This is a genomic window from Ruegeria sp. A4 (assembly GCF_056543025.1).
In genome coordinates this window covers 62,476-88,936 of the sequence record NZ_JBQGAW010000008.1, presented here as the reverse complement: position 1 = coordinate 88,936, position 26,461 = coordinate 62,476, and the positions used below count along the sequence as shown (strand labels likewise).

General features: G+C 58.8%; 26 protein-coding genes. 13 read left to right on the top strand and 13 right to left on the bottom strand.

Annotated elements, in window-relative coordinates; all coding sequences use genetic code 11:
• Window positions 1-2: 2 nt before the first annotated feature.
• A complete protein-coding gene (locus ACR0E2_RS17780) occupies window positions 3-1,175 on the bottom strand; it encodes a thiolase family protein (RefSeq protein WP_224858731.1) in 1,173 nt (390 codons plus the stop codon).
• Window positions 1,176-1,277: 102 nt separating this feature from the next.
• Here ACR0E2_RS17780 and ACR0E2_RS17775 point away from each other — a divergent pair, with 102 nt between their 5' ends.
• The 3 genes from ACR0E2_RS17775 (at window position 1,278) to ACR0E2_RS17765 (ending at window position 3,880) form a co-directional block, all read left to right on the top strand.
• Entirely contained in the window at window positions 1,278-1,616 is a 339-nt protein-coding gene (locus tag ACR0E2_RS17775) for an STAS domain-containing protein (protein WP_171230612.1), read from the top strand.
• A 21-nt stretch (window positions 1,617-1,637) separates the two neighbouring features.
• Window positions 1,638-2,087 (top strand): ATP-binding protein, encoded by a 450-nt coding sequence (locus ACR0E2_RS17770; RefSeq protein ID WP_480447391.1) that lies wholly within the window; start codon window positions 1,638-1,640, stop codon window positions 2,085-2,087.
• Between the two features lie 215 nt (window positions 2,088-2,302).
• Entirely contained in the window at window positions 2,303-3,880 is a 1,578-nt protein-coding gene (locus ACR0E2_RS17765; RefSeq protein ID WP_171230611.1) for a gamma-glutamyltransferase family protein, read from the top strand.
• Between the two features lie 35 nt (window positions 3,881-3,915).
• Here ACR0E2_RS17765 and hspQ read toward each other — a convergent pair whose 3' ends face one another.
• Complete coding sequence (hspQ, locus tag ACR0E2_RS17760) at window positions 3,916-4,242, bottom strand: heat shock protein HspQ (RefSeq protein ID WP_050604943.1); 327 nt, start codon at window positions 4,240-4,242, stop codon at window positions 3,916-3,918.
• An 80-nt stretch (window positions 4,243-4,322) separates the two neighbouring features.
• Between hspQ and ACR0E2_RS17755 the strand changes: the two genes are divergently transcribed.
• Entirely contained in the window at window positions 4,323-5,204 is an 882-nt protein-coding gene (locus ACR0E2_RS17755) for an AEC family transporter (RefSeq protein WP_480447390.1), read from the top strand.
• Window positions 5,205-5,264: 60 nt separating this feature from the next.
• Window positions 5,265-5,846, top strand: coding sequence for a transglycosylase SLT domain-containing protein (locus tag ACR0E2_RS17750; RefSeq protein WP_152459251.1), 582 nt, complete (start codon window positions 5,265-5,267; stop codon window positions 5,844-5,846).
• A gap of 14 nt (window positions 5,847-5,860) precedes the next feature.
• On the opposite strand, the gene ACR0E2_RS17745 is transcribed toward ACR0E2_RS17750, so the two are convergent.
• The 4 genes from ACR0E2_RS17745 to ACR0E2_RS17730 all read right to left on the bottom strand — a co-directional run bounded on the left by ACR0E2_RS17745 (window position 5,861) and on the right by ACR0E2_RS17730 (window position 12,051).
• Window positions 5,861-6,457 (bottom strand): LolA family protein, encoded by a 597-nt coding sequence (locus tag ACR0E2_RS17745; protein WP_170345603.1) that lies wholly within the window; start codon window positions 6,455-6,457, stop codon window positions 5,861-5,863.
• Between the two features lie 39 nt (window positions 6,458-6,496).
• Window positions 6,497-9,418, bottom strand: a complete 2,922-nt coding sequence (locus ACR0E2_RS17740; protein ID WP_480447389.1) for a DNA translocase FtsK — start codon at window positions 9,416-9,418, stop codon at window positions 6,497-6,499.
• A 14-nt stretch (window positions 9,419-9,432) separates the two neighbouring features.
• Entirely contained in the window at window positions 9,433-10,614 is a 1,182-nt protein-coding gene (locus ACR0E2_RS17735; RefSeq protein ID WP_480447388.1) for an aminotransferase class I/II-fold pyridoxal phosphate-dependent enzyme, read from the bottom strand.
• 108 nt (window positions 10,615-10,722) lie between these two features.
• Window positions 10,723-12,051 (bottom strand): amidase, encoded by a 1,329-nt coding sequence (locus tag ACR0E2_RS17730; RefSeq protein WP_480447387.1) that lies wholly within the window; start codon window positions 12,049-12,051, stop codon window positions 10,723-10,725.
• Between the two features lie 88 nt (window positions 12,052-12,139).
• Between ACR0E2_RS17730 and ACR0E2_RS17725 the strand changes: the two genes are divergently transcribed.
• Entirely contained in the window at window positions 12,140-13,366 is a 1,227-nt protein-coding gene (locus ACR0E2_RS17725; RefSeq protein ID WP_480447386.1) for an FAD-dependent monooxygenase, read from the top strand.
• On the opposite strand, the gene ACR0E2_RS17720 is transcribed toward ACR0E2_RS17725, so the two are convergent.
• The 4 genes from ACR0E2_RS17720 to ACR0E2_RS17705 form a co-directional block, all read right to left on the bottom strand.
• Window positions 13,363-13,548 (bottom strand): Trm112 family protein, encoded by a 186-nt coding sequence (locus ACR0E2_RS17720; protein WP_117872046.1) that lies wholly within the window; start codon window positions 13,546-13,548, stop codon window positions 13,363-13,365. The genes ACR0E2_RS17725 and ACR0E2_RS17720 overlap by 4 nt on opposite strands.
• Window positions 13,545-14,186, bottom strand: a complete 642-nt coding sequence (locus ACR0E2_RS17715) for an LON peptidase substrate-binding domain-containing protein (protein WP_480447385.1) — start codon at window positions 14,184-14,186, stop codon at window positions 13,545-13,547. Before ACR0E2_RS17715 ends, ACR0E2_RS17720 begins: the two co-directional genes overlap by 4 nt.
• A gap of 27 nt (window positions 14,187-14,213) precedes the next feature.
• A complete protein-coding gene (gene trxA / locus ACR0E2_RS17710) occupies window positions 14,214-15,128 on the bottom strand; it encodes a thioredoxin (RefSeq protein WP_480447384.1) in 915 nt (304 codons plus the stop codon).
• 75 nt (window positions 15,129-15,203) lie between these two features.
• Complete coding sequence (locus ACR0E2_RS17705; RefSeq protein WP_480447383.1) at window positions 15,204-15,992, bottom strand: exodeoxyribonuclease III; 789 nt, start codon at window positions 15,990-15,992, stop codon at window positions 15,204-15,206.
• A gap of 242 nt (window positions 15,993-16,234) precedes the next feature.
• Here ACR0E2_RS17705 and ACR0E2_RS17700 point away from each other — a divergent pair, with 242 nt between their 5' ends.
• Window positions 16,235-17,053: a DUF2189 domain-containing protein gene (locus ACR0E2_RS17700; RefSeq protein WP_480447382.1), complete on the top strand. Its 819-nt coding sequence runs from the start codon at window positions 16,235-16,237 to the stop codon at window positions 17,051-17,053.
• 215 nt (window positions 17,054-17,268) lie between these two features.
• Here ACR0E2_RS17700 and ACR0E2_RS17695 read toward each other — a convergent pair whose 3' ends face one another.
• The gene (locus ACR0E2_RS17695) at window positions 17,269-17,955 is read right to left on the bottom strand and encodes a response regulator transcription factor (RefSeq protein ID WP_117872957.1); all 687 of its coding nucleotides are present in this window, start codon (window positions 17,953-17,955) and stop codon (window positions 17,269-17,271) included.
• Window positions 17,956-18,117: 162 nt separating this feature from the next.
• Here ACR0E2_RS17695 and ribA point away from each other — a divergent pair, with 162 nt between their 5' ends.
• Window positions 18,118-19,209 (top strand): GTP cyclohydrolase II, encoded by a 1,092-nt coding sequence (ribA, locus tag ACR0E2_RS17690; protein ID WP_152459261.1) that lies wholly within the window; start codon window positions 18,118-18,120, stop codon window positions 19,207-19,209.
• Entirely contained in the window at window positions 19,206-19,706 is a 501-nt protein-coding gene (locus ACR0E2_RS17685; RefSeq protein ID WP_480447381.1) for a L,D-transpeptidase family protein, read from the top strand. The genes ribA and ACR0E2_RS17685 overlap by 4 nt, the downstream gene beginning before the upstream one ends.
• Here the strand turns inward: ACR0E2_RS17685 and ACR0E2_RS17680 are convergent.
• A complete protein-coding gene (locus tag ACR0E2_RS17680) occupies window positions 19,690-20,349 on the bottom strand; it encodes a YggS family pyridoxal phosphate-dependent enzyme (RefSeq protein ID WP_480447380.1) in 660 nt (219 codons plus the stop codon). The two genes, ACR0E2_RS17685 and ACR0E2_RS17680, sit on opposite strands and share 17 nt — an antisense overlap.
• Before the next feature lie 101 nt (window positions 20,350-20,450).
• Entirely contained in the window at window positions 20,451-21,578 is a 1,128-nt protein-coding gene (locus tag ACR0E2_RS17675) for a porin (protein ID WP_480447379.1), read from the bottom strand.
• 286 nt (window positions 21,579-21,864) lie between these two features.
• Here ACR0E2_RS17675 and ACR0E2_RS17670 point away from each other — a divergent pair, with 286 nt between their 5' ends.
• The 4 genes from ACR0E2_RS17670 to holA all read left to right on the top strand — a co-directional run bounded on the left by ACR0E2_RS17670 (window position 21,865) and on the right by holA (window position 26,460).
• The gene (locus tag ACR0E2_RS17670) at window positions 21,865-22,347 is read left to right on the top strand and encodes a DUF3576 domain-containing protein (RefSeq protein ID WP_480447378.1); all 483 of its coding nucleotides are present in this window, start codon (window positions 21,865-21,867) and stop codon (window positions 22,345-22,347) included.
• A gap of 72 nt (window positions 22,348-22,419) precedes the next feature.
• Entirely contained in the window at window positions 22,420-24,957 is a 2,538-nt protein-coding gene (leuS, locus tag ACR0E2_RS17665; RefSeq protein WP_480447377.1) for a leucine--tRNA ligase, read from the top strand.
• Window positions 24,944-25,435 carry an LPS assembly lipoprotein LptE gene (gene lptE, locus ACR0E2_RS17660; protein WP_152459267.1) on the top strand — a complete coding sequence of 164 codons (492 nt, stop codon included), beginning with the start codon at window positions 24,944-24,946 and terminating at the stop codon, window positions 25,433-25,435. Before leuS ends, lptE begins: the two co-directional genes overlap by 14 nt.
• The gene (holA, locus tag ACR0E2_RS17655; protein ID WP_152459268.1) at window positions 25,432-26,460 is read left to right on the top strand and encodes a DNA polymerase III subunit delta; all 1,029 of its coding nucleotides are present in this window, start codon (window positions 25,432-25,434) and stop codon (window positions 26,458-26,460) included. Before lptE ends, holA begins: the two co-directional genes overlap by 4 nt.
• Window position 26,461: the final 1 nt, after the last annotated feature.

The following is a 26,461-nucleotide window of genomic DNA, read 5'->3' as shown; positions in this document are numbered from 1 at the left end:
GGTCAAACGCGTTCGATGGCAATGGCCGTGCCTTCCCCCCCGCCAATGCAGATCGCCGCGACGCCCCGTTTGAGATTACGTTTTTCCAGCGCATTCAACAACGTAACGATGATGCGGGCACCAGAGGCACCGATGGGATGGCCCAGGGCGCAGGCGCCGCCATTCACATTCACCTTGTCTCGCGGCAAGCCCATTTCGTGCATGAATGCCATCGGCACAACCGCGAAGGCCTCGTTCACTTCCCACAGGTCGACGTCATCCTTGCTCCAGCCAATGCGCGACAAGAGCTTCTGCGCCGCCGGAACCGGAGCCGTCGTGAAAAGGCCGGGGGCCTGAGCATGACTCGCATGACCCAAAATCCGGGCCCGAACCGTCATGCCCTGCGCTTCGGCGGTTTCTGCCGACGCAAGAACCAGCGCCGCCGCGCCGTCCGAAATCGAAGACGAGTTGGCCGCCGTTACCGTACCGTCCTTGCGGAAGGCAGGTTTCAGCGTCGGGATCTTCTCGGGGCGGGCGGATTTCGGCTGCTCATCTGACTTAAGCAGAATTTCACCCTTGCGGGTCCGGACGGTAACGGGCGTGATTTCCTGATCGAATGCGCCATTTTCCTGCGCAGACAGCGCGTTGGACAAAGATTGCAGCGCGTATTCATCCTGTGCTTCACGGGTGAACTGATACGCCTCGGCACAGTCTTCGGCGAAAGTCCCCATCAGGCGGCCTTTGTCATAGGCATCTTCAAGGCCGTCGAGGAACATGTGATCAACCACCTGGCCGTGGCCAATGCGGGCACCGCCGCGCATTTTGGGAAGAAGGTACGGCGCGTTGGTCATGCTTTCCATGCCGCCCGCAACCATCGTATCTGCGTGACCCAATGCAATTTGGTCAAAGGACATCATTGCCGCCTTCATCCCCGAACCACACATTTTGTTCAGCGTCGTGGCGGGAACCTCTTCGCCCAGCCCCGCCGCGAATCCGGCCTGCCGCGCAGGTGCCTGGCCCTGCCCCGCCGGCAAAACGCAGCCCATCAGCACTTCGTCGACCGTCTGCACCCCTGCCTGCTGCAAAGCCGCGCGGATTGCTTCGCCCCCGAGGTCAGCCGCAGCAACACCGTCAAACATGCCCTGAAACCCGCCCATCGGTGTACGGGCGGCCCCTGCTATAACAACGTCTCTCATCCGGGTTTTCCTCCTGCTTTCCAGCTCTTGAATACCGAATGGTAAGAATTGCCGTCTAGCGTATTTCTACGACTCAATTTCAGTTTGGAAGGCGGCAGGATCATGGGGCTGACCAGCAAGACAACCGGCGAAACTCAGATCATCACCGTTCATGCCGACCGGATCGATGCTGCAATGGCCATTCAGTTCAAGGAAGACATGCGCGCCAATACCGAGGACAGCGCTCATCGCGTTGTGCTGGATCTGTCCGATGTCGAGTTCATTGACTCCAGCGGTCTGGGTGCAATCGTTGCCTCAATGAAGCAGCTGGGCAAGGATCGGAGGCTTGATCTGGCCGGATTGCAGCCAGTGGTCGAAAAGGTCTTTCGCCTGACACGCATGGATACGGTTTTCAGGCTTTTTGAAACACTGGATGACGCGTTGTCAGAGACAAACGCCTGACGGCAGCAGGGGATAGATGGCGTGGAGCCGATTGAAAACAAGACCTGTCTGGAATTGACCTTCCCTGCGACGGAATCAGAGGCCAGCGAGGGCATTGCAAAGCTCAGCGTCGGTCTGGCGGAACGGGGATTGCCCCCGCATAAAGCCGGTGATGTGAAGATTGCTTTGGCTGAAGCCATCAACAACGTCGTGGAACACGCTTACAATGGCATCGCCGCGGCCAAGGTTCAGGTCACCTGCCGATTGGACAGGGATCTTCTGGACATCTTGATCTCGGATACGGGGCGCCCGCTGCCTGGATACCGACTGCCGGATGGCACCCCTGCTCCGATTGGAACGGATCTGCAAGACCTCCCCGAAGGTGGGTTCGGCTGGTTCCTGATTCATCGCCTCACCAGTGATATCCGGTACGAGCGGCGCGGGGGATGCAATCGTCTGTCCCTGCGGTTTGACTTTGAACCCAACGAGTGATCGACCACAATTGGTCACAATAAGGTCATTTTCGAAACATTGTCGCGCCGCAAACAACCAGCATACAGTGACTCGTAGCTCAGATAGCTTCCCTCGGCGCCACATATCACAGCCCCCACCCAGTGAATGGCGCCGAGGAACTCCCACCCTGAAATCGCTGGACAATCGCTGATCAGTGAATAGCTTTCTCTTGTTCCAACGAGAGAGAATTCGCCATGCGTGATCTGCATAGCCCGGGCCGATCCGAAGTTTTTGCCACGCAAGGCATGTGCGCAACGTCGCATCCGCTGGCCGCCAAAGTGGCCATCGATATCTTGGGCCAGGGCGGCAACGCGATGGATGCCGCGATTGCCGGGGCTGTTCTCTTGGGGATTTGCGAACCTCAGATGACCGGATTGGGCGGCGATTGCTTCGTTCTGTTCAATCGTGCCGGCGAAAGCAGGATACGCGCGCTCAACGGATCGGGTCGCGCGCCGGCTGCCGCGCAATCCCAGTTGTTGCGCGATCAGGGCCTGTCATCCGTACCTTTGAATGGGCCGGATGCCGTGACCATTCCCGGAGCCGTCTATGCCTTCTGCCACCTGGCCCAGACCGAGGGTCGCCTGGGGCTGGGCGCGATTTTGAAACCGGCGATTCACTATGCTGAAGCGGGTGTTCCGGTGGCTCCTCGGGTCGCTTTCGATTGGAAATCGGGTGCCGCAACGCTTCAGGGCGCCGCCCGCGCCCACTATCTGATCGGCGGGCAAGCCCCGTCGATCGGACAGGTTTTCCGTGCGCCTGGACAGGCGGAGGTGTTGCGCCAGATCGCAGCCCACGGGCGCGACGCGTTCTATTCAGGTGAAATCGCCGATGATATGATCACCGCACTTTCGGAAAGGGGTGGTGTCCATTCCGCTGAGGATTTTCATCACACAAGATGTACTGAAACGCAGCCGATACATGGGGCCTACAAAGGTGTGGATTTGGTGGAACATCCGCCGAACGGCCAGGGCGCAACGGCGATTTTGCTGCTGAATATCCTCAAGCATTTTGACATGGCCGCGATGGATCCATTCGGAGCGGAGCGTATTCATATCGAAGCCGAGGCCACCAAACTGGCCTATGACGCGCGAAACCGATTCATCGCGGATCCCGACCACATGGCAAGAGTGGAGCGCTTTCTGGATCCGGATATCGCTGCCAGACTGGCTGCTTTGATCGATCCCCAAAAGGCGATGCCTGCTGCGGCGCCTCTGACCGAAGCAGTTCACAGGGACACGGTTTACATCACCGTCGTCGACCGCGACCAAATGGCTGTTTCGTTGATCTATTCGATCTTTCACAGCTTTGGGTCCGGTATCGCGTCGGAAAAATACGGCATATTGCTGCAAAACCGCGGGGCAGGATTCACATTGCAGCCCGGCCACCCCAACGAACTGGGCGGCGGCAAACGCCCGATGCACACGATCATTCCGGGAATGTTGGCGCAGAACGGTCGGGTCACGATGCCGTTTGGTGTCATGGGCGGTGCCTATCAGCCAACCGGACACGCGCGTTTCGTGTCAAATCTTGTCGATTTCGGGCTTGGGTTGCAGGAAAGCATCGATGCGCCGCGCGCCTTCTTTGACGGATCGGCTCTGAAACTGGAACGTGGCTACAGCGAGGCCATCGCGAAACAATTGTCCGATATCGGCCACAATATTGAAGTGCCGGAAACACCACTTGGCGGAGCGCAAGCGATCCGAATCCGAAACGACGGCGTTTTGGAAGGCGCCAGCGACCCACGCAAGGATGGCTGTGCGCTTGGATACTGATCTGCGGCAGACCCATGCCCGCCGGTTCGGCCCATCTAGTTCAGGTGGAAATGCAGGGGGTATGCACCATCTTCGAACGGTCCGAACATATTGGGAATATCCGGGTGCTCGACCGGTTCGCCTGAATAGTCTGCAACCAGATTTTGTTCTGAAACATAAGCAACATAGAAGGATTGGTCGTTCTCGGCCAGCAGGTGGTAGAACGGTTGCTCTTTCCTTGGGCGGCTGTCTTCCGGAATGGCCTGATACCATTCTTCGGTATTCGAAAACTCGGGATCCACGTCAAAAATCACCCCTCGAAAAGGGTGTTTCTTGTGACGAACCACCTGGCCCAAGCCGTATTTTGCACGTGTCTTTAGCATTGTATCAGCCCCCAACGCTTTTTTTACCCGTTTCCGGGCGGAAAAGCCAATCATTGATGTGAAAATCAGGGAAACAGTCTGTGAACCTTATACTGACAGTGTTCGAAATCGTGGCGCCGGTTTTTCTGTTGGCGGCTGTTGGTTTTACATGGGTCAAGCTGGGTTTCGAATACCGCCTGCAATTCGTCACGCGCTTTGCAACGATGCTGGCAATGCCCAGTCTGATATTTGTTGCCCTGATGCAAACCGAAATCCCGGGCAGTGATCTGTCGCGCTTCACGATGGCGACGCTGGTCGCAAATCTGCTGCTGGTGGTTGTGTTCTGGTTGATCGTTCGTGGGCTGAGACTGGACCCGCGAACATATCTGTCGCCTTTGATCTTCGGCAATACCGGAAATCTGGGCCTGCCGCTGTGTATCTTTGCCTTTGGTCAGATTGGTCTGGGATATGCTGTTGTCTTTCTGTCAGTTACCGCATTGTTTTCTTTCACTTACGGGATTTATCTGGTCGCTGGGAAAGGGGCGTGGGGACAGGTTGCGCGCCAACCTATGGCCTGGGCGACGATCCTTGGCGCAGTGTTTTTGTGGCAAGGATGGCAGACGCCGACATTTCTGACCAACACGCTGGAGCTTTTGGGGCAAATGGCTGTTCCGCTGATGTTGGTCACGTTGGGTGTGGCAATCGCCCGTCTGACCTCGCACAGCTTGGGGCGGGCGCTGTGGCTGTCAGCGCTGAAACTGGCGGTGTGCTTTACGCTGGGATGGGGAATAGGGAGATGGTTTGATTTGGATACGATCGCATTTGGCGTTCTGGTTCTTCAAATCTGTACGCCGGTTGCCGTAACCTCTTACCTGTTGGCCGAACGGTTTGGGGCCGATTCCGACGCCGTCGCCGGCATGGTCATGGTGTCCACAGTGCTTTCCGTAGCGGCGTTACCGGCTGTTCTGGCTATCATTTTATAGCGATTGTGATTTCCTCAGCGCTCAATCTGCGCTAGAATAAACAAAAAAGGCACGAGGCACATGAGCAGAATTCTTTTCGTACTCCTAGGGGTGCTGCTTCTGGCATCCTGTGGGGGCGGCTCTAAACAGCCGCCCAGCAGATTAAACGATGCGTGCAGTATTGCGCGTGAAAAACCCGACTATATCAAAGCCTTCAAGAACACCGAGCGCAAATGGGGCGTACCGGTTCACGTTCAGATGGCGACCATCTATCAGGAAAGCCGCTATCGGCATGATGCGCGCACTCCGCATAGATACGTATTGGGCGTCATCCCGATGGGTCGTCAAAGCAGCGCTTACGGCTATGGTCAGGCACTGGACGGCACATGGGAACAGTACCAGCGTGAAACAGGAAAACGCCGGGCCAAGCGCGATCGCATCCGCGACGCCTCGGATTTTATCGGCTGGTACATGAACAAAAGCTACGAGCGAAACGGTATCCACCCGGCAGATACGCGCAATCAATACCTGGCCTATCACGAAGGTCACACAGGGTACGCCCGTGGCAGCTACAACAGCAAATCCTGGTTGTTGAACGTTGCAAATGACGTAGACGCACGCGCACAACTATATCAGGCACAGTTGGCGAACTGCCGGTATTGATACGTACAAGTGGGTCAGCGATTGCCTGACCCGCTTCTCTTTTTGTCCGAGAACAGCTTCTGATCAAGGCGACCGCCTTCATTCAGGGCGCCCAGCAATACCGTTGTCTGGCTGCCCGCATTGTCGTGTATCACCCATTTGCGCAGCTCGACCGGATTGTCCGTGAACATCAGTTCGATCCGGCCCGCTTCGGGGTTCTTGGGATCCTGCGCGGTGACGACGGTGGCCGTGCCGTCAAAGCTGTGACCTACAACCATATTCGCCTGGCTCAGGTTCACGTTGCGCGCCAGCACGATGGACAGTGGTGTGCGCTTAAGCGGGTATTGCTCGGGCGGCTGGTTCGATTTCGGATCAAAGATCTGAACACTTCCGGATCTCGCCAGCACCACGGCACTGTTGGGCGGGTCATATTCAAACCGCATCTTGCCGGGGCGCTGCATCCACAGCTTGCCGGTGCTCAGCGAGCCATCGTCATTCACCTGGGTGAATGTCGTCTGAACCGTCTTCAACCCGTTCAGGTAATTGGAAATCTGCGAGAGCGGCAGCTTCTCCGCCGCCCATGCGGCGGGTGCGGCCAGTGTCAAAGCAAGGGCAAAAGCAATCTGTTTCATGCCGTACAGATAGGTCTTCTGCCCTTGTTATTAAATATCCTATTGCTCGGGGACGAGGATTTCGCGTTTCCCGACATGATTTGCTGACGAAACAACACCTTCGTCTTCCATTTGCTCAACCAGCCGCGCAGCTTTGTTGTAGCCGATGGCAAGTTTTCGCTGAATATACGAGGTCGAGCATTTGCGATCCTTGATCACGATTGCCACCGCCTGATCGTACAACGCGTCCTCTCCGTTCGTATTGCCGCCAGTGTTCAGGCCCAAAACGGCATCGATATTGTCAGCCTTTTCCTCGGCCGGACCGTCGACGACACCGCCAATGTAGTCCGGCGGACCGAACTGTTTCAGGTGGTTGACAACTTCCTCGACCTCTTCATCCGAGACAAAGGGCCCGTGGCAGCGGGTAATCTTGGCACCGCCGGCCATGTAAAGCATGTCGCCCTGCCCCAGCAGCTGTTCGGCCCCCATTTCACCCAGAATCGTGCGGCTGTCGACCTTCGACGTCACCTGGAAGGAAATCCGCGTTGGGAAGTTCGCCTTGATCGTACCGGTGATCACGTCAACCGAGGGGCGCTGTGTGGCCATGATCAGGTGAATGCCCGAGGCCCGCGCCATCTGCGCCAGACGCTGGATGCAGGCTTCGATTTCCTTTCCCGCCACCATCATCAGGTCGGCCATCTCATCGACGATGACGACGATATAGGGCATCGCTTCGGGCGCGAATTCTTCTGTCTCGAACGTTGGTTCACCGGTTTCATCGTCAAACCCGGTTTGCACCGTGCGGCTGAACATCTCGCCTTTGGCCAGCGCATCCTTCACCCGGCCGTTATAGCCCGCGATGTTGCGGACACCCATTTTGGACATCTTGCGATAGCGATCTTCCATCTCGCCCACGACCCATTTCAGGGCAACCACCGCCTTTTTCGGGTCGGTTACAACGGGCGACAGCAGATGCGGGATGCCGTCATAGACCGACAGTTCCAGCATCTTCGGGTCGATCATGATCAGGCGGCATTCATCCGGCGTCAGCTTGTACAGCAGCGACAGGATCATGGTGTTGATCGCCACCGACTTACCGGAACCGGTTGTACCAGCAATCAGTAGGTGAGGCATCTTGGCGAGGTTTGCTACGACGGACTCGCCGCCGATATCCTTGCCCAAGGCCAACGGCAGTGCCTGGTTGCCATCGCCAAAATCGCGGCTGGCCAGGATTTCGCGCAGAACCACCATTTCGCGGTTTTCGTTCGGCAGTTCGATGCCGATCACCGAACGGCCCGGAAGGGTCGAAACCCGCGCTGACAGTGCCGACATCGAACGCGCGATGTCATCGGCCAGGCCGATCACGCGGCTTGCCTTCAGCCCCGGAGCGGGCTCCAGTTCGTACATGGTGACGACCGGGCCGGGTCGAACGCTGACGATCTCACCCTTGACGCCGTAATCATCCAGCACGTTTTCCAGCATCCGCGCGTTTTCTTCCAAGGCTTCATCGCTCAGATGGTGGCGCTGAATGCTGGCCGGATTCGACAAAAGGCCCAGAGGTGGCAGTTCGAAGTCCGAGTGCCGCTCTTCAAAGGATAATGCAGGCTGTGTCTCGGCCTGTGCGCGGCGAGACGGTTGCGGTGTGCGGCGTACTGGTTGCGCGACCACGGGCTTGCGCGGCTCGGCCACCGGGATTTTCATCGCCGGGCGTGGTTGCAAAACAGCTTCTTCGACATCCTCGAATACCTCGTCCTCCAGATCCGGCTCGGGTGTATAGTGGTTCCGCATGGGTTCGGGCGCTTTTTCAAACGGCGTGGATTCTTGCCAGTCTGGCATGTCACCCGCTGTTACGGGCGGCTCGGGCGGCAGTCCTGCTGCTGTCACCGGCGGTTCCATTGGCAGGCCATCCGGCTGGCTTGCGTTCAGGATCAGCGGGCCCGGGCGACGGCCACGGCCCTTGGTCAGCGGAAGGTTCGGGTCGGGTTCGGGTGTCAACTCACCGGTGGCCACTTTTCGATTGCGCACAGCGGCCGAGATTTTCGAACGGATGCGATCTTCACCCGGCATTTCGTCGAAACCCGCGATTGGTTCCGGATCGACCAGCTCTGGCTCGGGCATGGGATCGGGACGCCTGATGAGTGACGGCATGCGCGCCAACAAACCGGACTTGACCGGAGGTTCGGGACTTTCCAGTTCAGGTTCTTCAAAGATTGGATCGGCATAAGCCAGATCATCCTCGAACACGGCCTCGGCAGCTGCGGTTCGCGCAAGTTTGCGCTCTTCCCATTGCGCGCGACGATCTCGCGCTGCCTGCGCAGCCGAAGCTGCACCACGGCCCATCAGGGTCATCAGCATGTCATATGCCATCACAAGCCCCAGCAGGAAGGCGCGGAAACCCCGCTTGACATCGGTTTTGGTGAAACCCAGCACAAAAATACCCAGTGCAATCATCCCGACCGCCATGGCCAGCGACATCAGCTTCACCAGAAAATGTGACGAAATCGGCAGCAGCGTCAGCAACGCGCCCATGACCGTATCGCCGAACAAACCGCCCAGACCATAGCTGTGGGTCGCGCGCCAGTCTGCATCAGGAACGAGGGTTGCGGCATACACCGAGACGACGGCGATCCAGATCGGCGCAAAGATCAGACGCGCAATGGCGCGATCTTCGCCGAAATGGCCCGCAAACCGAAATCCCCAACCGATCAGAACCAATGCGATGCCCCAGCTTCCCCAGCCGACGATCATGAACAAGGGCGCGGCGATCGAGGCCCCAATCCGCCCCATCCAATTTTGCACCGGCGCGTCGGTGGACACCATCCAGTTTGGATCATCGGGCGTGTAGGACCAGATCATCGCGGCCGCAGCCAAACCCAGCAGGATCAGGGCGATGCCAATCAACTCCTTGCTGCGTCGCTCCAGGGCTGCCTGCGTTGTGCTGTCCAGCAATGGATCGCGGTTGCGCGCGTTATATGATGCCATTTTGCCCTCGTACCTCACGAATAGATGCAGTCGCGGAGTGTGATCAGACCACGCTGCAACTCTGTTTTTGGGGCCACCAATGCAGCCCGGATAAATCCTTCGCCCGGGTTCTTTCCCGGATCGCCTTGTGAAAGATATGCGCCCGGCAGGACCCGGACACCGGTTTCCTTCCAGACTTTCAATGCGGTGTCTTCACCATTCTCGACCGGCAGCCACAGAAAGAACCCGGCCTCGGGCGGCATATAGCCCTGCACGCCTGCGAATACCTCATCCGCAATGGCGTATTTTTCCTGATACAGCGCGCGGTTTTGCCGAACGTGTTCCTCATCCGCCCAAACCTTTGCCGCGGCAGCTTGCAAGGGCAGAGGCAGAGGCGACCCTGCATAGGTGCGCAACTGCTTGACCTGTTTGATCGTCTTTGGACCACCTGCGACAAGCCCCGATCGCAAGCCGGCCAGGTTTGAACGTTTGGAAAGTGAGTTGAACAGCGTGATCCGTTCGGGATCAGCGCCCAGTTCCTGCGCGACAGTCAGAATACCTGTCGGGGCTTCTTCACGGTAAATCTCGGAATAACATTCATCCGCAAAAATACGGAAATCGTACTGCTCGGCCAGACGGATCAGGTCAGCCCAATACTCGCGCGAGGCAACGGCCCCCTGCGGATTGGCGGGCGAACAGATATAGGCCACGGCGGTGCGATTCAGCACGTCCGCAGGCAGGCCGGCATAGTCCGGCAGATGGCCCGTCGCGGCGGTGGCGGGCACAAAATAGGGCTGCGCGCCCACCGACAGCGAGGCGACCATGTAGACCTGATAAAACGGATTTGGGCACAGGATGATCGGCTGCTGACCGTTCTTCTGTTCCGGGCACAAAGCCATGGCGGCGTTGTATAGCCCCTCGCGCGTGCCGTTCAGCGCCATCACGTTGGCATCAGGGTCCATCTGAACCCCATATCGCCGCTTGATCCAATCCGTGATCGCCGTGCGCAGGTCATCCGACCCTTCGTTCGGGGGATATCCCTGAAACCCGGCGGCGTTTTCCATGATGACATCCGTCACCCAAGCCGGAAATTCATGTGTCGGCGCACCAATGGTCATGTGAACGACATCACCGCCCGGCTGGTGGTGATCCAACAGGGCGCGCAGACGCGGGAATGCATAAGCCGGTAGGTTCGAAAACCGCTCGGGGAAAACCATGGTACTGCCTCAATATCGGGGTCATTGGCGCCCCGTTTTTTTGGCAGATTACAGTCCGTGTGCCTCTTCGTCCAGACAAAGAGGTTCCGAATCAGGGGATTGTGGCATTCAGGCCAGCACCGTTTCCGCTGCCGAACCCAGCCGCAACAACGCCTCTTCCGAGCCGGGATAGCCCAGCATCATCAACCCGCAGCCGGGCGTTCCGGTGGGCAGGCTCAGCGCCGCCAGCCCCATCAGATTGCCAATCCGCGTGTTCCGCAGGGCCAGAAGATTCTCGGTTACGTAATAGTCGTGATCGCTGAGCAAGCGCTCCAGATTGGGCGGCAAAATCGGCGCTGTCGGCGCCAGAACCGCGTCAAACCCGGCGGTTGCCGCGTCCCAGGCGCTGCGGCATGCCTTGAGTTTGGCCCAGGCTGCCACATAGTCGGGGCCCGAATAGCCCATGCCAATGCGGAAGCGTTCGAGAATCTCGGGATACATTGCCTCGGGATTGGCTTCGATGACATCGCGCCACAGCCCATAGGCCTCTGTCGTGTATACGATGCTGGTCAACGTCATGGCCTCGTTCAACTCGGGCACTTCCAACGGCACGATCTCGGCCCCCGCGTCCGCAAGTTTGGCTACGGCTTCGTCATATGCCTTGCGCGGTGTGTCGCGCAGGTCGTCCTTGGCGATGTTCTGCAAATCGGCAAAACGGCGTCCTTTCAGCGAAGCGCCGCGCAGATCGGCAGGCGTTCCCCCCTCGAGCAGAGCCAGCACATGCGCTGCGTCCTCGACCGAACGCGCCACAGGTCCAACCGTGTCGAAACGCAGGCACAGCGGCACCACACCTTCCAGGCTGAGCCGCCCCGCAGTGGTTTTCAGCCCCACCAGATCATTCCAAGCCGCCGGGATACGCACCGAACCACCCGTGTCCGAGCCGATGCCACACGCCGCCAACCCCCAGGCGACCGATGCCGCCGCCCCCGAAGATGACCCCCCGGGCACTGCCGCCTCGTCATGAATGCAGGGCGGGGTTTCGGTGATCGGATTCAACCCGAGGCCGGAAAAGGCCAGCTCGCTCATATGTGTTTTACCCAGGCAAACGGTGCCCATCTGAGTCGCATTGCGCAGCACCAGCGCATCCGCATCCGGCACGCGATCCTTCAGCAGAGCCGAACCCGCCTCGGTCACGGTGCCGGCGGTGTCGAACAGGTCTTTCCAACTGATCGGGACCCCGTCCAGCAGCGACCGGCGCAGGCCCAGTTGCGCGCGTTGCCGAGCGGCTTCAGCCTCGGCCCGGGCGCGGTCATGGGTGACGCGGGCATAGATGCGGTCCCGATGCGGATGAGCGTCAATAGCGGACAGGTAGGTTTCCGTCAGTTCGACCGGATCGATCTGACCCATGCCAATGCCACGGCCCAAATCACACGCGGTCATTGTCAACCAATCCTGCATCTCATCCCTCCTGGTTTTTCGGCTTTGGGTGACGGTAGCGACAGGACTGCACATGGACAATCCCGAAAGGGCGCGCATATTGCAGGGCATGACACAGGCTTCTGACATTCTGATCGTGGGCGGCGGGTTGAACGGCCCTGCTTTGGCGCTGGCACTGGCACAAACCGGTCATTCGGTCACGGTGATCGATGCGCTGGCCGAAAAGGTGCGCAAGAACGCGGCATTCGACGGGCGCGCCTATGCGCTGGCTCTGGCCTCACAGCGGTTGTTGGATGCCATCGGCATTTGGGACCGCGTCGCGCAGCACGCCCAACCGATGCTGGAAATCAAGGTCACAGATGGCCATGCCGGAACGGGGCCATCGCCTTTTTTCATGCATTTCGACCATGCCGAGATCGAAGAAGGCCCGATGGGATATATGGTCGAGGATCGCCACCTGCGCCGTGCTTTTCTGGACGCGATGGCCGAAGAGCCGCGCATCACCCAGGTAAGCGGCAAATCCGTCGTTTCGCAACAGGCCGACACGGCCAGCGTGACCGTGACGTTGGATGACGGCACAACTCTGGGCGGCAGCCTGCTGGTTGGCTGTGACGGTCGCCGCAGCGGAACCGCGTCACGGGCCGGCATCAAGCGCACCGGTTGGGATTACGGCCAGACGGCATTGGTCTGCGCCATCGAACATGAGCTGCCACATAATGGCATTGCACATCAGTTTTTCATGCCACCCGGTCCGCTGGCGATTCTGCCGTTGACCGGCAATCGCAGTTCCATCGTCTGGAGCGAACGCACCGACACCGCACAGCACATCAACGCCCTGCCCGAGGATGACTACGTGCAAGTGCTGCGCCCGCGATTTGGCGATTTTCTTGGTGAAATCAGTCTGGCGGGTGATCGTTTCACTTATCCGCTGAACCTGACCATCGCCAATTCCTTCATCAGTGATCGCATGGCGCTGGTCGGGGATGCCGCGCACGGAATGCACCCCATTGCCGGTCAGGGCCTGAATGCGGGCCTGCGCGATGTCGGCGCTCTGGCTGAGGTTCTGACTTTGGCGGGACGGCGCGGCGAGGATATCGGCTCGCTTATGGTTTTGGAGCGCTATCAGGAATGGCGCCGTTTCGACACGGCCTCGCTGGCGATGGCGACGGATGTCTTCAACAAGCTGTTTTCCAACGACAACCCGCTGCTGCGGCTTGGACGTGACATTGGCATGGGGGTTGTGGGCGCTTTGCCCGGCCTCCGTCGCGGTTTCGTTCGCGAAGCGGCCGGGCTGACCGGGGATCTGCCCAGGCTGTTGCAAGGGCGCCCGATTTAATCCAGCTTCCTGGCCTCGTCGACCAGCATGACCGGAATGCCGTTGCGGATGGGAAAAGCCAAACCCGCCGCTTTCGAAACGAGCTCTCGCTTTTCGGCGTCATAGTGCAGGGTCGTATGTGTCTGCGGGCAGATCATCGCCTCGAGCATGTGGCGATCAAAGGCGTGTTCAGGGTCGGTCATTGCAGTTTTTCCTCGTTTGATCCGCCGCGCAAGGCGAATTCAATCAGCGTCACCAACGTTTCGCGCCGGGTGCGCAGGCAGGGGGCTTCCAGCAGGGCCTGTTTGTCTTCGGGGTCGAAATCCAGAAGCATAGACAATGAATTCACCAAAAGCTCATCCTCTGCGTCCTTGAGCGAATCCCAATCGGTGGACAATTGACGGGACGAAAAGAAACGCTCCAACAATGTCAGAAACGCGTTGCGGTCAAACCCGTTGTCTTTCTCGGCCTTTCCCAGATCACGGTCGAACCCGTCCCACGAGACCGCGCACCTCCGGTAGGGCGTGAACGAGTCCATCTCTGACATGACCCTGAACCGGGATATACCGGTCAACGTGATCAGGTACCGGCCATCTTCGGTTTCCGAAAACTGCGTCACCCGCCCTGCGCATCCGATACGGTGCAGCTTGTCTTCGTCATTGACCGAAGGATTGGGCTGAACCATTGCGATCAACCGTTCCTTGGTTTTCAGCGCGTCGTCCAGCATCTGAAGGTAGCGCGGCTCGAATATGTGAAGCGGCAAGCGCGAGCGGGGCAGCAGCAGTGCCCCGGGCAATGGAAAAACGGATACCGTATCCGGCAGGTCGGCGGGGTGCATCATGTACCCAATTCTAGCTCTGATGAGAGATTAGGCAAATATCATCGAACTGAGTTTGCGACGTCCGTTCAGAACAATCGGGTCATTGGCCTTGAGCGCATCGAAGATGGTGAAAAGCTGTGTCTTGGCCGCGCCCTCATTCCATTCACGATCCCGGCGGAACAGCTCCAGCAATTGCGCCACGGCTTCTTCCACATTGCCGTTCGCGTGCAGCGCCTGGGCCAGATCAAAGCGGGCCTGATGGTTGTCCGGATCCGCCTCGACAGCCGCCATCAGCTCGGCGACGGGGCCGGCATCTGCCGCCTGCTTGGCAAGTTCCAGCTGCGCATGTGCGGCTTCCAGCTCGGCCGATTTGGATATCTCGGCCGGAGCGCCGTTCAGTATCGCCTCTGCCTGCTCCAGATCACCGGTGGCGATATGCGCCCGCACCAGCCCGCCATAAGCCGCGGCGTGGTTCGGGTCTTCGCCCAGAATCGCGGCAAAGGTCTGAGCCGCGTCCGCGGCAGCACCTTCGGCAAGCATTTCCTCGGCAGCCTGCACGGCATCATCCAACTGGCCGCCCGGGCTTTCACCGCCTGCGGTTTCGATCACACGGTCCACGAAGGCCTTGATCTCGGACCCCGGCAACGCGCCTTGAAACCCGTCCACCGGCTGACCCTTGAAAAAGGCATAGACGGTCGGGATCGACTGGATGCGCATTTGCGCGGCAATTGTCTGTGCCTCATCCACATTGATCTTGACCATCTTCACCGCGCCTTTCGCGGCTGTCACAGCCTCTTCCAGCATCGGCCCAAGGGTTTTGCACGGGCCACACCAAGGTGCCCAGAAATCAACGATCACAGGTGTTTCCTGCGAGGTTTCCACCACATCGGCCATGAAAGTGGCCTCGGTCCCGTCTTTGATCAGATCGGTTGCTGGGGCGTTTCCGCCGTTCAGAAGGTCCATGGCAATCACTCTTTCGTTCGAACTTGCGCCCTATATGCAGCCGCTTGCCGCGGAAACCAAGGGCTGAGTTGCGGATCAGACGTCGAAACTGGCAAAGACCGGAGCGTGATCGCTTGGTTTTTCCCACCCACGGGCGTCCCGCAGAATGCGGCTGGAATGGCCCGCGTTCGAGATATCGGCCGTGGCCCAGATATGGTCCAGCCGGCGCCCCTTGTCCGCCGCATCCCAATCCCGGGCGCGATAGGACCACCAGCTGTAAAGCTGCCCTTCCGGGATGTCCTGACGGGTGATATCGACCCAGCCACCTGCTTCCTGTGTCTCGGCCAGATGCTCGACCTCGATGGGCGTGTGCGAGACGACCTTCAGCAGTTGTTTGTGTGACCACACATCATCCTCACGCGGAGCGATGTTCAGGTCGCCGACAAGGATGGATTTAGCCGGCTTTTCCGCACGGAACCAATCGCGCATATCAGTGAGATAGTCGAGCTTCTGGCCGAATTTCTCATTCACTTCTCGGTCCGGCACGTCGCCGCCCGCCGGGACATAAAAGTTGTGGACAGTGACACCATTTTCCAACCGCCCGGCAATATGGCGGGCATGTCCGAGACCCGCGAAATCCTTGTCGCCCACCTCTTCCATCGGCAGGCGCGACAGGATGGCGACACCGTTGTAACCCTTCTGCCCGCGCGCGATCATGTGGGTGTAGCCCAGTTCGGCAAACCCTTCGGTCGGGATCTTCTCAACCGGTGACTTGCACTCTTGCAGGCACAATACGTCAGGGGCTTCTTCTTGCAGCAATTTCAAAACGATAGGCTCACGCAGGCGAACGGAATTGATGTTCCATGTGGCAAGGGTGAAAGGCATGTCGGGGATTCCTTTGTCGCGATTGGCGCAGGTTAGCGTGGCACAAAGCCAGTTGCCACGAGAAAAGGCGGCTTCATCCCTGGACTATCCGTTGGCAGGTCAACGAGCTTCGCCGTCGAGCTTCCTCTTGCCCTGATACCTCGCCTGATGCAGACTTGTGTGCGAATGAGGAATGTCTGTTTCACCGCTGGGTCTGTTCGCGAACAGACCGGCCCGGCACGATGCTTTGGGAGGAGTGTGTCATGGCATCCGAGACCGCAGGTTCCACGCCACCGGAGAATCTGACGCCGCAGCAGCGGGACATTCCGCAGGTCAACAAGATAACGACAGATGACATCAGGGCGTCGCTGAAAGCCGGGTTTTCCGACTTTCTGGCCCGCCCTGTCCTGAGCGGCTTTTTCGGTCTGTTCTATGCAGTATTCGGAATTCTGCTGGTTTGGGCCCTGATCTGGCTTGGCCAGATCTGGATGATCATTCCCGCCATAGTCGGCTTTCCGCTGGTCGCACCTTTCGCCGCAGCGGGGCTTTATGAAATGTCGCGCCGCTTGCAGAAAGGCGAAAGCTTTGGCTGGGCTGAAATCCTCAGCGTCATGGCCAATCAACGCAAACGTGAATTGGGCTGGATGGCCTTTGTCACACTTTTCATTTTCTGGGTGTGGATCTACCAGGTTCGGCTTTGGCTGGCGATCATCCTCCAGAACGCATCCTTCTCGGACTTCGACGGGTTTTTGAACACTGTTTTCTTTACGCCGCAGGGTTGGATCTTCCTTGCCGTAGGCACCTGTGTCGGCGCGTTCCTGTCAGCCGTACTGTTTTCGGTGACCGTCGTCGCCATGCCCTTGCTGCTGGACCGGGACACCAACTTCATCTCTGCCATGTTGACCTCATTGCGCGTCGTATCCGAAAGCCCGGCGGTCATGCTCGGCTGGGCGGCGATCATCTCGGTCACCATACTGCTGTCGCTGGTTCCGGCGTTTCTGGGCCTGATCTTTACCCTTCCGATCCTTGGTCACACCACGTGGCACCTTTACCAGCGCGCCGTTGCCCCGGCGGAAGGGTGAACGCGGCAGAACTCACCTCCATCATTGGTCGAATATCGGTCAGTGCTGCTGTCTGCCTTCTGTGGAAACCACCCCTCAGCAGCGAAAAAAAGCCGGGCCATTCGGCCCGGCAGTCCAACAGGGAGGTACATGTCATAACCCGGACATGCACGGGTTGGGAGTAACCTAATTATGAGTGCAGAGTATCACTTTGATCCACATCAATCCACAACCAGTTAAGACACGAGCCTATATCCACCCGATTCTGTGACCAAAAGGCGCGCATTGGACGGATCGGGCTCGATCTTCTGACGCAGGCGATAGATGTGGGTTTCCAGCGTGTGGGTCGTGACCCCGGCATTGTATCCCCACACTTCGTGCAACAGCACATCCCGTGCCACGACACCGTCGGTTGATCGGTACAGGAACTTGAGGATGTTGGTTTCTTTCTCGGTCAGACGGATCTTGCGGTCTTCTTCCGTGATCAGCATCTTCATCGCCGGCTTGAACGTATAGGGGCCAAGAACAAATACCGCGTCCTCGGATTGTTCGTGCTGCCGCAGCTGAGCGCGGATCCGGGCCAGCAATACCGGAAATTTGAACGGTTTGGAGACATAGTCATTCGCGCCGGCGTCCAGGCCCAGGATCGTATCGGCATCGCTGTCATGACCGGTCAGCATCAGAATCGGGCTTTTGACGCCCTGTTTGCGCATCAGGCGGCACAGTTCCCGCCCGTCGGTATCCGGCAAACCCACATCAAGAATAACCAGATCATAGATCGCTTCGCGTGCGCGCTCCATCGCGGACTGGCCGTCTGACGCTTCGAAAACGTCAAAGTCTTCGGTCATGACAAGTTGCTCGCTGAGCGCCTCGCGCAGATCCTCGTCATCGTCCACCAACAGGATTTTCTTGAGTTGAGCCATTTCCCGATCCTCCAAACGCTTTTCCATCACTTGCGCGCGGAATATGCAATCAACAAGATTTGCTGCAACGGTTTCACGCCTTCGTGTCAGAGTTGGCAGAAATGTTTCACATTTCCTTTCGAAACAGCTAGGAGAAGGGCTGAGCGTTATAGGGTAACATAGATGAGCCTCATCCCCGATATCACCGAACTTCTTGCCCGGGCCCGGGCCGATCTGCGCATGGGCGTTCCAGTGGTGCTGACCGATGACAGCGGCTTTAGCGTTGTGGCGATCTCTGCGGAAACGCTCAACCCGCAACGCCTGGCCGATCTGAAAAAGCTCGGAGACCCGGTGGTGGCCATTACCGGGCGGCGGGCCGAAACACTCAAGGCGCGGGCCTATGACGGCGATCTCGCGCGCGTTTCGATTCCCGCCGATGCAGATATCACTTGGGTGCAGGCGGTTGCTGATCCCTCTGACGATCTGAACGCGCCGATGAAAGGTCCGTTGATGACCGAGCGCCATGGCAACGCCAATTTGCACCGCATCGCGATTGCGTTGGCCAAGTCCGCGCGCATTCTTCCCGCCGCGGTCGTCGTGCCGGTCGAAGACGGTCGGGCCTTTGCCGTATCGCACGGCCTGACCTGCATTGACCACACGCGCGCCGCCCCGCATCTGGCGGACCGCAGCGCCCTGCATGAGGTGGTTGCCGCGCGTCTTCCGATGGAAGTATCCGAGGCCGGCCGCCTGCATGTTTTCCGCCCCGAAGATGGCGGAGAAGAACATTACGCAGTCGAAATAGGCCGCCCGGACCGGGACAAACCAGTGCTGGCACGATTGCATTCCGCCTGTTTCACGGGCGATCTGATGGGCAGCCTGAAATGCGATTGCGGTCCGCAATTGCGGGGCGCGCTGGCACAAATGGGGGCCGAAGGGGCTGGCGTTCTTCTGTATCTGAACCAGGAAGGGCGTGGTATCGGGCTGGCCAACAAGATGCGTGCCTATTTTCTTCAAGATCAGGGTTTTGACACGGTAGAAGCAAACCACAGGCTGGGTTTCGAGGATGATGAGCGCGACTTCCGACTCGGGTCGGATATCCTGAAATCTCTGGGTTTCAACTCGGTGCGCCTGCTGACCAACAACCCTGCCAAGATCTCGATGATGGAACGCACGGGGATCGCCGTGACCGAGCGCGTTCCTTTGAAAGTGGGTGAAACCGCGCACAACCGGGGATACCTGGCCACGAAAGCCGCGAAATCCGGGCACCTGTTGTGACCCCAGACGATCTTGTGCTCACCCCGCGTGGCGTTCGCTTTCTTGGCAGGACGTTCCCCTGTTCGGTTGGCAAAGGCGGATTGAGCAACACGAAACACGAGGGTGATGGGGCGACGCCTACCGGATGCCATCGAATCGTCGGCTTGCTCTACCGGCCCGACCGGCTGGTCGCCCCCAACTTCTGGGCAATCCCGATTGGGCCGCAGGACTTGTGGTCGGATGACGTCGAGGACGGCCACTACAATCACATAGTGCCGGCCCCTTATGCGTTCAGTCATGAAAAACTGCGCCGGGCTGATCCGCTTTACGATCTGGTCCTGTTGACCGATTGGAACTGGCCGAATGCCGTTCCCGGCAAGGGATCGGCTATTTTTCTGCACCAGTGGCGCAGGCCCGGCTACCCCACCGAGGGCTGCATTGCCTTCCGTCGGGACCATCTGCACTGGATTGCAGGGCGAATTGCCCTTGGAACGCGCCTAATCATCCCTGAGGTTTGACCCGCTCGCCAAAAATGGCCGACCCGATACGAACATGGGTCGCGCCCAAGGCGATGGCCTGCTCGAAATCACCGCTCATCCCCATCGACAACCCCTCAAGCCCATTGCGTGCGGCAATCTTGGCCAAGAGGGCGAAATGCAAAGTGGGTTCTTCATCGACCGGCGGGATGCACATCAACCCGCGCACCGGCAGGTCCAGCGATCGGCATTCCGCGATAAACCCGTCCGCATCCGCAGGAAGAACGCCTGCCTTCTGCGCTTCTTCACCCGTATTGACCTGAATGAACAGATCGGGGCAGTATCCCACCTCTTGCGCCAGCCGCGCCAAGGTTTTGGCCAGTTTGGGGCGGTCGACCGAATGGATCGCATTGCACAGTTCCATCGCCTGCCTGGCCTTATTGGTCTGCAACGGGCCGATGAGATGCAGATCGACGGCATCGAATTGCTCTTTGAAAGCGGGCCATTTGCTGGCCGCCTCCTGTACGCGATTCTCACCAAAACACCTGTGGCCCTGCTCCAGCACCGCCTGAACCCGTTCGTTGGGCTGCACCTTGGACACGGCAATCAATTTGACCGAACCGGCCTTTCGTTGAGCTTTGGCTTCGGCTTTGGCGATACGTGCGGTGATTTCTTGCAACGACATGGGGCCCTCAATCTGTCTTTGGCGCAGAAAAACACCAAGTCGGCACAAAAGAAAAGGGCGAGTCCGAAGACCCGCCCTTAAACCTTACGGTTCAGATCAGCTTAGAAGTTGAACTGAGCACCGAAGTCAGCAACGATCTGGTCGTTTGCGCAGACAGAGCAGTCGTTGCGGCCGATACCACCACGCAGCGATGCACCGCCACCCAGGTCGTAGATCGCACCGAGCGCAATCTGCTGTTTGTCACCATCTGCACTACCGTCACCATAAGTGAACAGCAGAGTGGTTGCGGCGCCCAAGTTGTAGGCTGCCGACAGACCCCATGCCGTGCCATCTGTGGCCGCACCGGCAGGGCGGAAGTCCGTTCCACGGGTTGCCCCAGTGTTGTCGTCGTCTGCGACGAACAGAGTACCCGAGAAGTCGCCGAATTCAGCACCCAGTGTCAGAACGGTCAGGCTTGGGTTCGGGCCAGTGGCCGAGTCGGTCTGACCGTAAGCCAGAGCAGCGGTCACGTTGTTGAAGGTATAAGCTACGCTGATGTCCCAACGGTCGTTGCCATCGTTAACAGTGACAGGGCCCGGAGGCGTGCCAGGAGCGGGAACGGTTACGGTAGTCGCGCCAACATCGTACGACGCGCCAAATGCGAAGTCGCCAACCGAGTATTGGAAGAATACGCCATTGGAACCTGAGCCAGTAGAATCATAGGCCAAGAAGCCGTAGTCAACACCCGAATACTGACCTGCGAACAGCTCAAGGCCGACTTCGTTACCGTAGTAGTTTGCAAGGTTGTCGAACGAGCCAGCCACGTTGCCCGCGTCAACACGCAGACCGCCATAGATGACCGAGAAGCGCGCGCCGTTCAGACCAGCTTCGCCAGCTTCACCGTTCGCGTTTTCATCAGCTTGCAGACGAACACGGCCTTCAAAACGAACGCCGCTATCGGTTTCAACGATACCGTCGATGTTCAGGCGGAAACGCGATACCAGGATGGTATCGTCGACGTCTACGCCGTTAACGTCAGCAGTAACGGCATTGGTGGTTGTTACAGTACCGCCGTTCTGGGTTGTCCATACAGTCGGAGCAGCTGCCGGGCGCACCGAGCCTGTGACAGTACCTGTGCGATCTTCTTGGTAGCCAATACCAAAACGGCCGTAACCGCTGAAGTTAACTTCAGCTGCTGCAACGCCTGCGGTCGCAATCAGCGCCGTCGATGCGAAGAGAACTTTTTTCATCTTGTTTCCCTCGGTTTCATTCAAAAGAGTTTTCTACTCGACACATGCCTCGGCATATGTCTCAGCACGGACACCGTTTCGCTCTTTTTGCCCCCATTGCGCAAGCTTGGCATAAACCCGGTCACGTCATTGGGGTCAGATTGGTGCAAGGATGCCACAGTTCTTTTTTGCCCGGATCAGGCTGACACGCCTACATTTCAGAAGAATAGGCTTGTTGCAGCGAGGGTCCTTGGCTAGGAGTATGCCCTGAATACTGCACAACAAGTGAAAACAGGACCTGCTGACAATGCGCCTGCCTACGATTTTGGGATTAATCATGCTGACCACCACTATTGCGGCATGCGGGCAGAATCGAAGCACTTCGACATATTCCGCCAATCCCGCCAGCGGTAATTCCGATGAACGCGAGTTGAACGATCCTGAACGTTCGACGCTGTGGGACATTTTCGACCGCAGCACGGCCGAGCAGACCACCAATGTAAACCGGTACTTGTGGGCAGCTTCTCTGGACATATTGAATTTCCTGCCGGTGCAGGAGATCGATCCGTTTACCGGAGTGATCGTAACGGGTTACGGCACTCCTCCGGGCGGAGGACGGTCATACAGGGCGACCGTACACATCAGTGATCCGGCGCTTGCGGCCCGGTCTTTGTCCGTCGCGCTGCAATCCAGCGGCGGCGCCCCGGTAAGCGCGGCAACAACCCGCGCCGTGGAGGACGCGATTCTGTCCCGCGCGCGTCAGCTGCGCATCGCGGACAACAAGTTCTAGCACTCCGCCGAAAATCACACTAATACCACGCCGGGTTCCTACCCGGCGTTTTCATTCACGAAGGACCGCACAATGTCGCGCTATTCGGCCACCGAAATCGAAGCAAAATGGCAAGAAGCCTGGGACAAGGCAGGAATCTTCACCGCCAACCACAAGGCGGACAAGCCGAAATACTATGTGCTTGAGATGTTCCCCTACCCGTCCGGCCGAATCCATATGGGGCACGTGCGCAACTATACGATGGGCGACGTCATCGCGCGGCACAAGCTGGCCACCGGGCACAATGTTCTGCACCCCATGGGCTGGGACGCGTTCGGAATGCCAGCGGAAAACGCTGCCATGGCGATCGGCGGCCACCCCAAAGAGTGGACTTACGGCAATATCGCCGACATGCGCGCCCAGATGAAGCCACTGGGCCTGTCGATCGACTGGTCCCGTGAATTCGCCACATGTGATCCGGAATACTATGGCCAGCAGCAGGCGCTGTTCCTCGACATGCTCGAAGCCGGGCTGGTCTACCGCAAGAACGCCGTGGTCAACTGGGATCCGGTCGACATGACCGTTCTGGCCAATGAACAGGTGGAAAACGGGCGCGGATGGCGCTCGGGCGCGCTGGTGGAACGGCGCGAGCTGACGCAGTGGTTCTTTAAGATCTCGGATTATTCCGAAGAACTGCTGAACGCTCTGGACACTCTGGAAAACTGGCCCGCCAAGGTTCGGCTGATGCAGGAAAACTGGATCGGCAAGTCACGCGGCCTTCAATTCGGGTTCGAACGCACCGATGGTGGGGAACCGATCACTGTCTACACGACGCGCCCCGACACCCTGCTGGGCGCATCTTTCGTTGGGATCTCGCCCGATCACCCGATCGCCAAACAGCTTGAGACCGAAAACCCGGAAGTTGCTGAATTCGTTGCCGAATGCCGCAAAGGCGGCACCACGGAAGAGGCCATCGAAACCGGCGAAAAGCTGGGTTTCGATACCGGCATCCGCGTCAAGCACCCGTTGGACCCGAACTGGGAACTGCCGGTCTGGATCGCCAATTTCATCCTGATGGATTACGGCACCGGCGCGATCTTTGCCTGCCCGGCCCATGACCAGCGCGACCTTGATTTCTGCCGCAAATACGATCTGCCGGTGATCGATACGTTCTTTGCGCTGGACGACGACACGCCGGTCGACAAGATCGCCTTTGTCCCGCCAAAGACCGAGAAAGTCCGCTGGGTGAACCATTTCGCAGGCTTGACCGAAGCAACCGGAGAAGAAGCGATCAACACCACCATCGATTTCGCCGAAAAAGCCGGTTGGGGCGAAGGGGTCACGAAATATCGCCTGCGAGACTGGGGCTTGAGCCGTCAGCGCTATTGGGGCTGTCCGATTCCTGTCGTTCACTGCGAAAGCTGTGGTGTGGTCCCTGAAAAGAAAGAGAACCTTCCGGTTCGCCTGCCCGATGATGTCACCTTCGACAAACCGGGCAACCCGCTGGACCGCCACCCGACCTGGCGCGACTGCGCCTGCCCAAACTGTGGCGCCCCTGCCAAGCGCGAGACCGACACGATGGACACATTCGTGGATTCGTCATGGTATTTCGCCCGGTTCACCGCTCCGCGCGCGGAAACGCCCACCGATCTGGCCGAGGCGGAATACTGGATGAATGTAGACCAGTATATCGGCGGGATCGAACACGCGATTCTGCACCTGCTGTATTCGCGGTTCTTCGCCCGCGCGATGAACATCACCGGGCATTTGCCGGACAAAGCCATCGAACCCTTCGACGCGTTGTTCACGCAGGGCATGGTGACGCACGAGATCTACCAAACCCGCGATGCCAACGGTCGTCCGGTCTATCACCTGCCCGAAGAGGTCACGGACGGAAAACTGGCTGACGGCACACAGGTCGAAATCATCCCATCGGCCAAAATGTCAAAGTCCAAGAAGAACGTGGTCGACCCGGTCAGCATCATCTCGGCCTTCGGCGCCGATACCGCGCGCTGGTTCGTGCTGTCCGATTCGCCACCCGAACGGGACGTGGAATGGACGGCTGCGGGGGCCGAGGCCGCGTACAAGCATCTCAACCGTGTCTGGAATCTCTGCGACAAGATCGGCGCCATGGACCCGAACGCCACGGGTGAAGGCGATGAGGAACTGCTGCGCGAGATGCACAAAACCATCCGCGATGTGACATTGGGTGTTGAAAGCTTTGGCTTCAACGCGGCCATCGCCAAGCTTTATGCCTTCACCAACACGCTGGCGAAATCCAAGGCAGGTGCTGCGGCCCAAAAGCAGGCCATCAAAACGCTGGCACAGCTGATGTCGCCGATGACACCGCATCTGGCGGAAGATATTTGGGCCCATCAGGGCGGCGAAGGCCTTGTGGCCGTTGCGCCATGGCCCGTCGCCGACGAGGCAATGCTGGTTGATGACACTGTCACCTTGCCGATTCAGATCAACGGCAAGCGTCGCGCGGAAATCAGCGTGGCCAAGGATCTGGACAAAGCCGAGGTTGAAAAAATTGCGCTCAGCACCGAAGCTGTTCAAAAGGCGCTGGAAGGGAATGCGCCGAAGAAAGTGATCGTCGTTCCGGGCCGGATTGTGAATGTTGTCGTTTGATCGCAGAACGTTTTTGCTGATGCCGCTGGCGCTGGCCGCCTGCGGCTTTGAGCCCGTCTATGCACCTGGCGGATCGGGTTCGGCCTTGTATGGCCGCGTCGAGGTGTCGGCGCCCAACACCGTGGAAAGCTATTTGCTGGTCCAAAATCTGGAACAACAACTGGGGCGAAGCGCCGGGTCGGTGAACGATTACAAGCTGGATGTTCAGGTTTCGACCGTAACGCGTGGCGCAGCAATCACCACCACAAACGAAACGCAGCGCTACACCATCGACGGAAGCGCACAATACAACCTGCGGTCCAACGCAACCGGTCAGATCATCGCCTCGGGCTCGGTGGCGGATTTTGTGTCATATTCTGCCGCAGGATCGACCGTTTCCACATTGGCGGATGAGCGCGATGCCAAGAGACGGCTGATGATGATTCTGTCGGGTCAGATCATGAACCGACTTTACGCCACACCGGATCTGGCCGCATGAAGCTGAGCCCGCGCGAGGCTGAGGGGTATTTTGCCAAGCCGGACGCGGACAAGACCGGGCTGCTTATCTATGGCGCGGATGCGATGCGGGTTGCGCTCAAGCGGCAACAGGTGCTGGCCGCTCTGCTTGGCCCCCAAGCCGAAGAAGAAATGCGCCTGACCCGCATGCCCGGTGGCGATCTGCGTGGTGATCCCGCCCTGCTGCTGGACGCGGTCAAGGCGGTCGGCTTCTTTCCCGGTCCACGTGCCGTTTTCGTGGAAGACGCAACCGAAACCGCGGCGTCGGCAATTCTGGCCGCGCTCGAAGATTGGGCCCCCGGAGACGCCCAGATCATCGTGACCGCGGGGCAATTGAAACCCAGCTCGAAGATCCGCAAGGCGTTCGAAGGCCACCCTGCCGCCTATGCCGTCGGCATTTATGACGACCCTCCCTCACGCGCCGAAGTGGAACGGGTTCTTGCCGAGTCGGGTATGAAAAACGTGCCCCGTGATGTCATGTCTGCAATCAGCGAATTGGCAGTAAGCCTCAGCCCCGGTGATTTCGCCCAAACGATTGAAAAACTGTCTCTTTACAAACGCGGTGACAGCACTGATTTGACAATCGAAGATATCGAGGCCTGCGCTCCGCGCTCGACCGAGGCGGCGCTGGATGATGTTCTCAACGTCGTGGCCGAAGGCCGCGCCGGTGAGATCGGGCCGCTGATCCGGAGGTTGCAGGCGCAGGGCACCAACGGCGTGACTCTGTGTATCGGAGCGATGCGGCATTTTCGGACACTCTATGCCTGCGCGTCCGATCCCGGTGGTGCTGCGCAGGGCATCGGCAAGCTGCGTCCGCCGGTTTACGGTAAACGGCGTGACCGTATCCTGCGGCAGGCACAAGGTTGGGGGGCGGCCAAGCTGCAAACCGCGCTGACGGTTCTGACCGATACGGATTTGGCGCTGCGGTCTGCCGGGCAGACAGCCCCTGCCATGGCGCTGGTGGAACGCGCGATGATCCGTTTGGCGATGTTGGCGCGATCCCGCTAGG

Coding starts and splice junctions, on each gene's coding strand:
- ACR0E2_RS17705 (WP_480447383.1), bottom strand. CDS start 15,992: ATGCCTTTCACCCTTGCCACATGGAACATCAATTCCGTTCGCCTGCGT.
- ACR0E2_RS17725 (WP_480447386.1), top strand. CDS start 12,140: ATGACACAGGCTTCTGACATTCTGATCGTGGGCGGCGGGTTGAACGGC.
- ACR0E2_RS17730 (WP_480447387.1), bottom strand. CDS start 12,051: ATGCAGGATTGGTTGACAATGACCGCGTGTGATTTGGGCCGTGGCATT.
- ACR0E2_RS17695 (WP_117872957.1), bottom strand. CDS start 17,955: ATGGCTCAACTCAAGAAAATCCTGTTGGTGGACGATGACGAGGATCTG.
- trxA (WP_480447384.1), bottom strand. CDS start 15,128: ATGGACCTTCTGAACGGCGGAAACGCCCCAGCAACCGATCTGATCAAA.
- hspQ (WP_050604943.1), bottom strand. CDS start 4,242: ATGCTAAAGACACGTGCAAAATACGGCTTGGGCCAGGTGGTTCGTCAC.
- ACR0E2_RS17670 (WP_480447378.1), top strand. CDS start 21,865: ATGCGCCTGCCTACGATTTTGGGATTAATCATGCTGACCACCACTATT.
- ACR0E2_RS17775 (WP_171230612.1), top strand. CDS start 1,278: ATGGGGCTGACCAGCAAGACAACCGGCGAAACTCAGATCATCACCGTT.
- ACR0E2_RS17675 (WP_480447379.1), bottom strand. CDS start 21,578: ATGAAAAAAGTTCTCTTCGCATCGACGGCGCTGATTGCGACCGCAGGC.
- ACR0E2_RS17745 (WP_170345603.1), bottom strand. CDS start 6,457: ATGAAACAGATTGCTTTTGCCCTTGCTTTGACACTGGCCGCACCCGCC.
- lptE (WP_152459267.1), top strand. CDS start 24,944: ATGTTGTCGTTTGATCGCAGAACGTTTTTGCTGATGCCGCTGGCGCTG.
- ACR0E2_RS17750 (WP_152459251.1), top strand. CDS start 5,265: ATGAGCAGAATTCTTTTCGTACTCCTAGGGGTGCTGCTTCTGGCATCC.
- ACR0E2_RS17765 (WP_171230611.1), top strand. CDS start 2,303: ATGCGTGATCTGCATAGCCCGGGCCGATCCGAAGTTTTTGCCACGCAA.
- ACR0E2_RS17780 (WP_224858731.1), bottom strand. CDS start 1,175: ATGAGAGACGTTGTTATAGCAGGGGCCGCCCGTACACCGATGGGCGGG.
- ACR0E2_RS17735 (WP_480447388.1), bottom strand. CDS start 10,614: ATGGTTTTCCCCGAGCGGTTTTCGAACCTACCGGCTTATGCATTCCCG.
- ACR0E2_RS17740 (WP_480447389.1), bottom strand. CDS start 9,418: ATGGCATCATATAACGCGCGCAACCGCGATCCATTGCTGGACAGCACA.
- leuS (WP_480447377.1), top strand. CDS start 22,420: ATGTCGCGCTATTCGGCCACCGAAATCGAAGCAAAATGGCAAGAAGCC.
- ACR0E2_RS17700 (WP_480447382.1), top strand. CDS start 16,235: ATGGCATCCGAGACCGCAGGTTCCACGCCACCGGAGAATCTGACGCCG.
- ACR0E2_RS17680 (WP_480447380.1), bottom strand. CDS start 20,349: ATGTCGTTGCAAGAAATCACCGCACGTATCGCCAAAGCCGAAGCCAAA.
- ribA (WP_152459261.1), top strand. CDS start 18,118: ATGAGCCTCATCCCCGATATCACCGAACTTCTTGCCCGGGCCCGGGCC.
- ACR0E2_RS17720 (WP_117872046.1), bottom strand. CDS start 13,548: ATGACCGACCCTGAACACGCCTTTGATCGCCACATGCTCGAGGCGATG.
- holA (WP_152459268.1), top strand. CDS start 25,432: ATGAAGCTGAGCCCGCGCGAGGCTGAGGGGTATTTTGCCAAGCCGGAC.
- ACR0E2_RS17715 (WP_480447385.1), bottom strand. CDS start 14,186: ATGATGCACCCCGCCGACCTGCCGGATACGGTATCCGTTTTTCCATTG.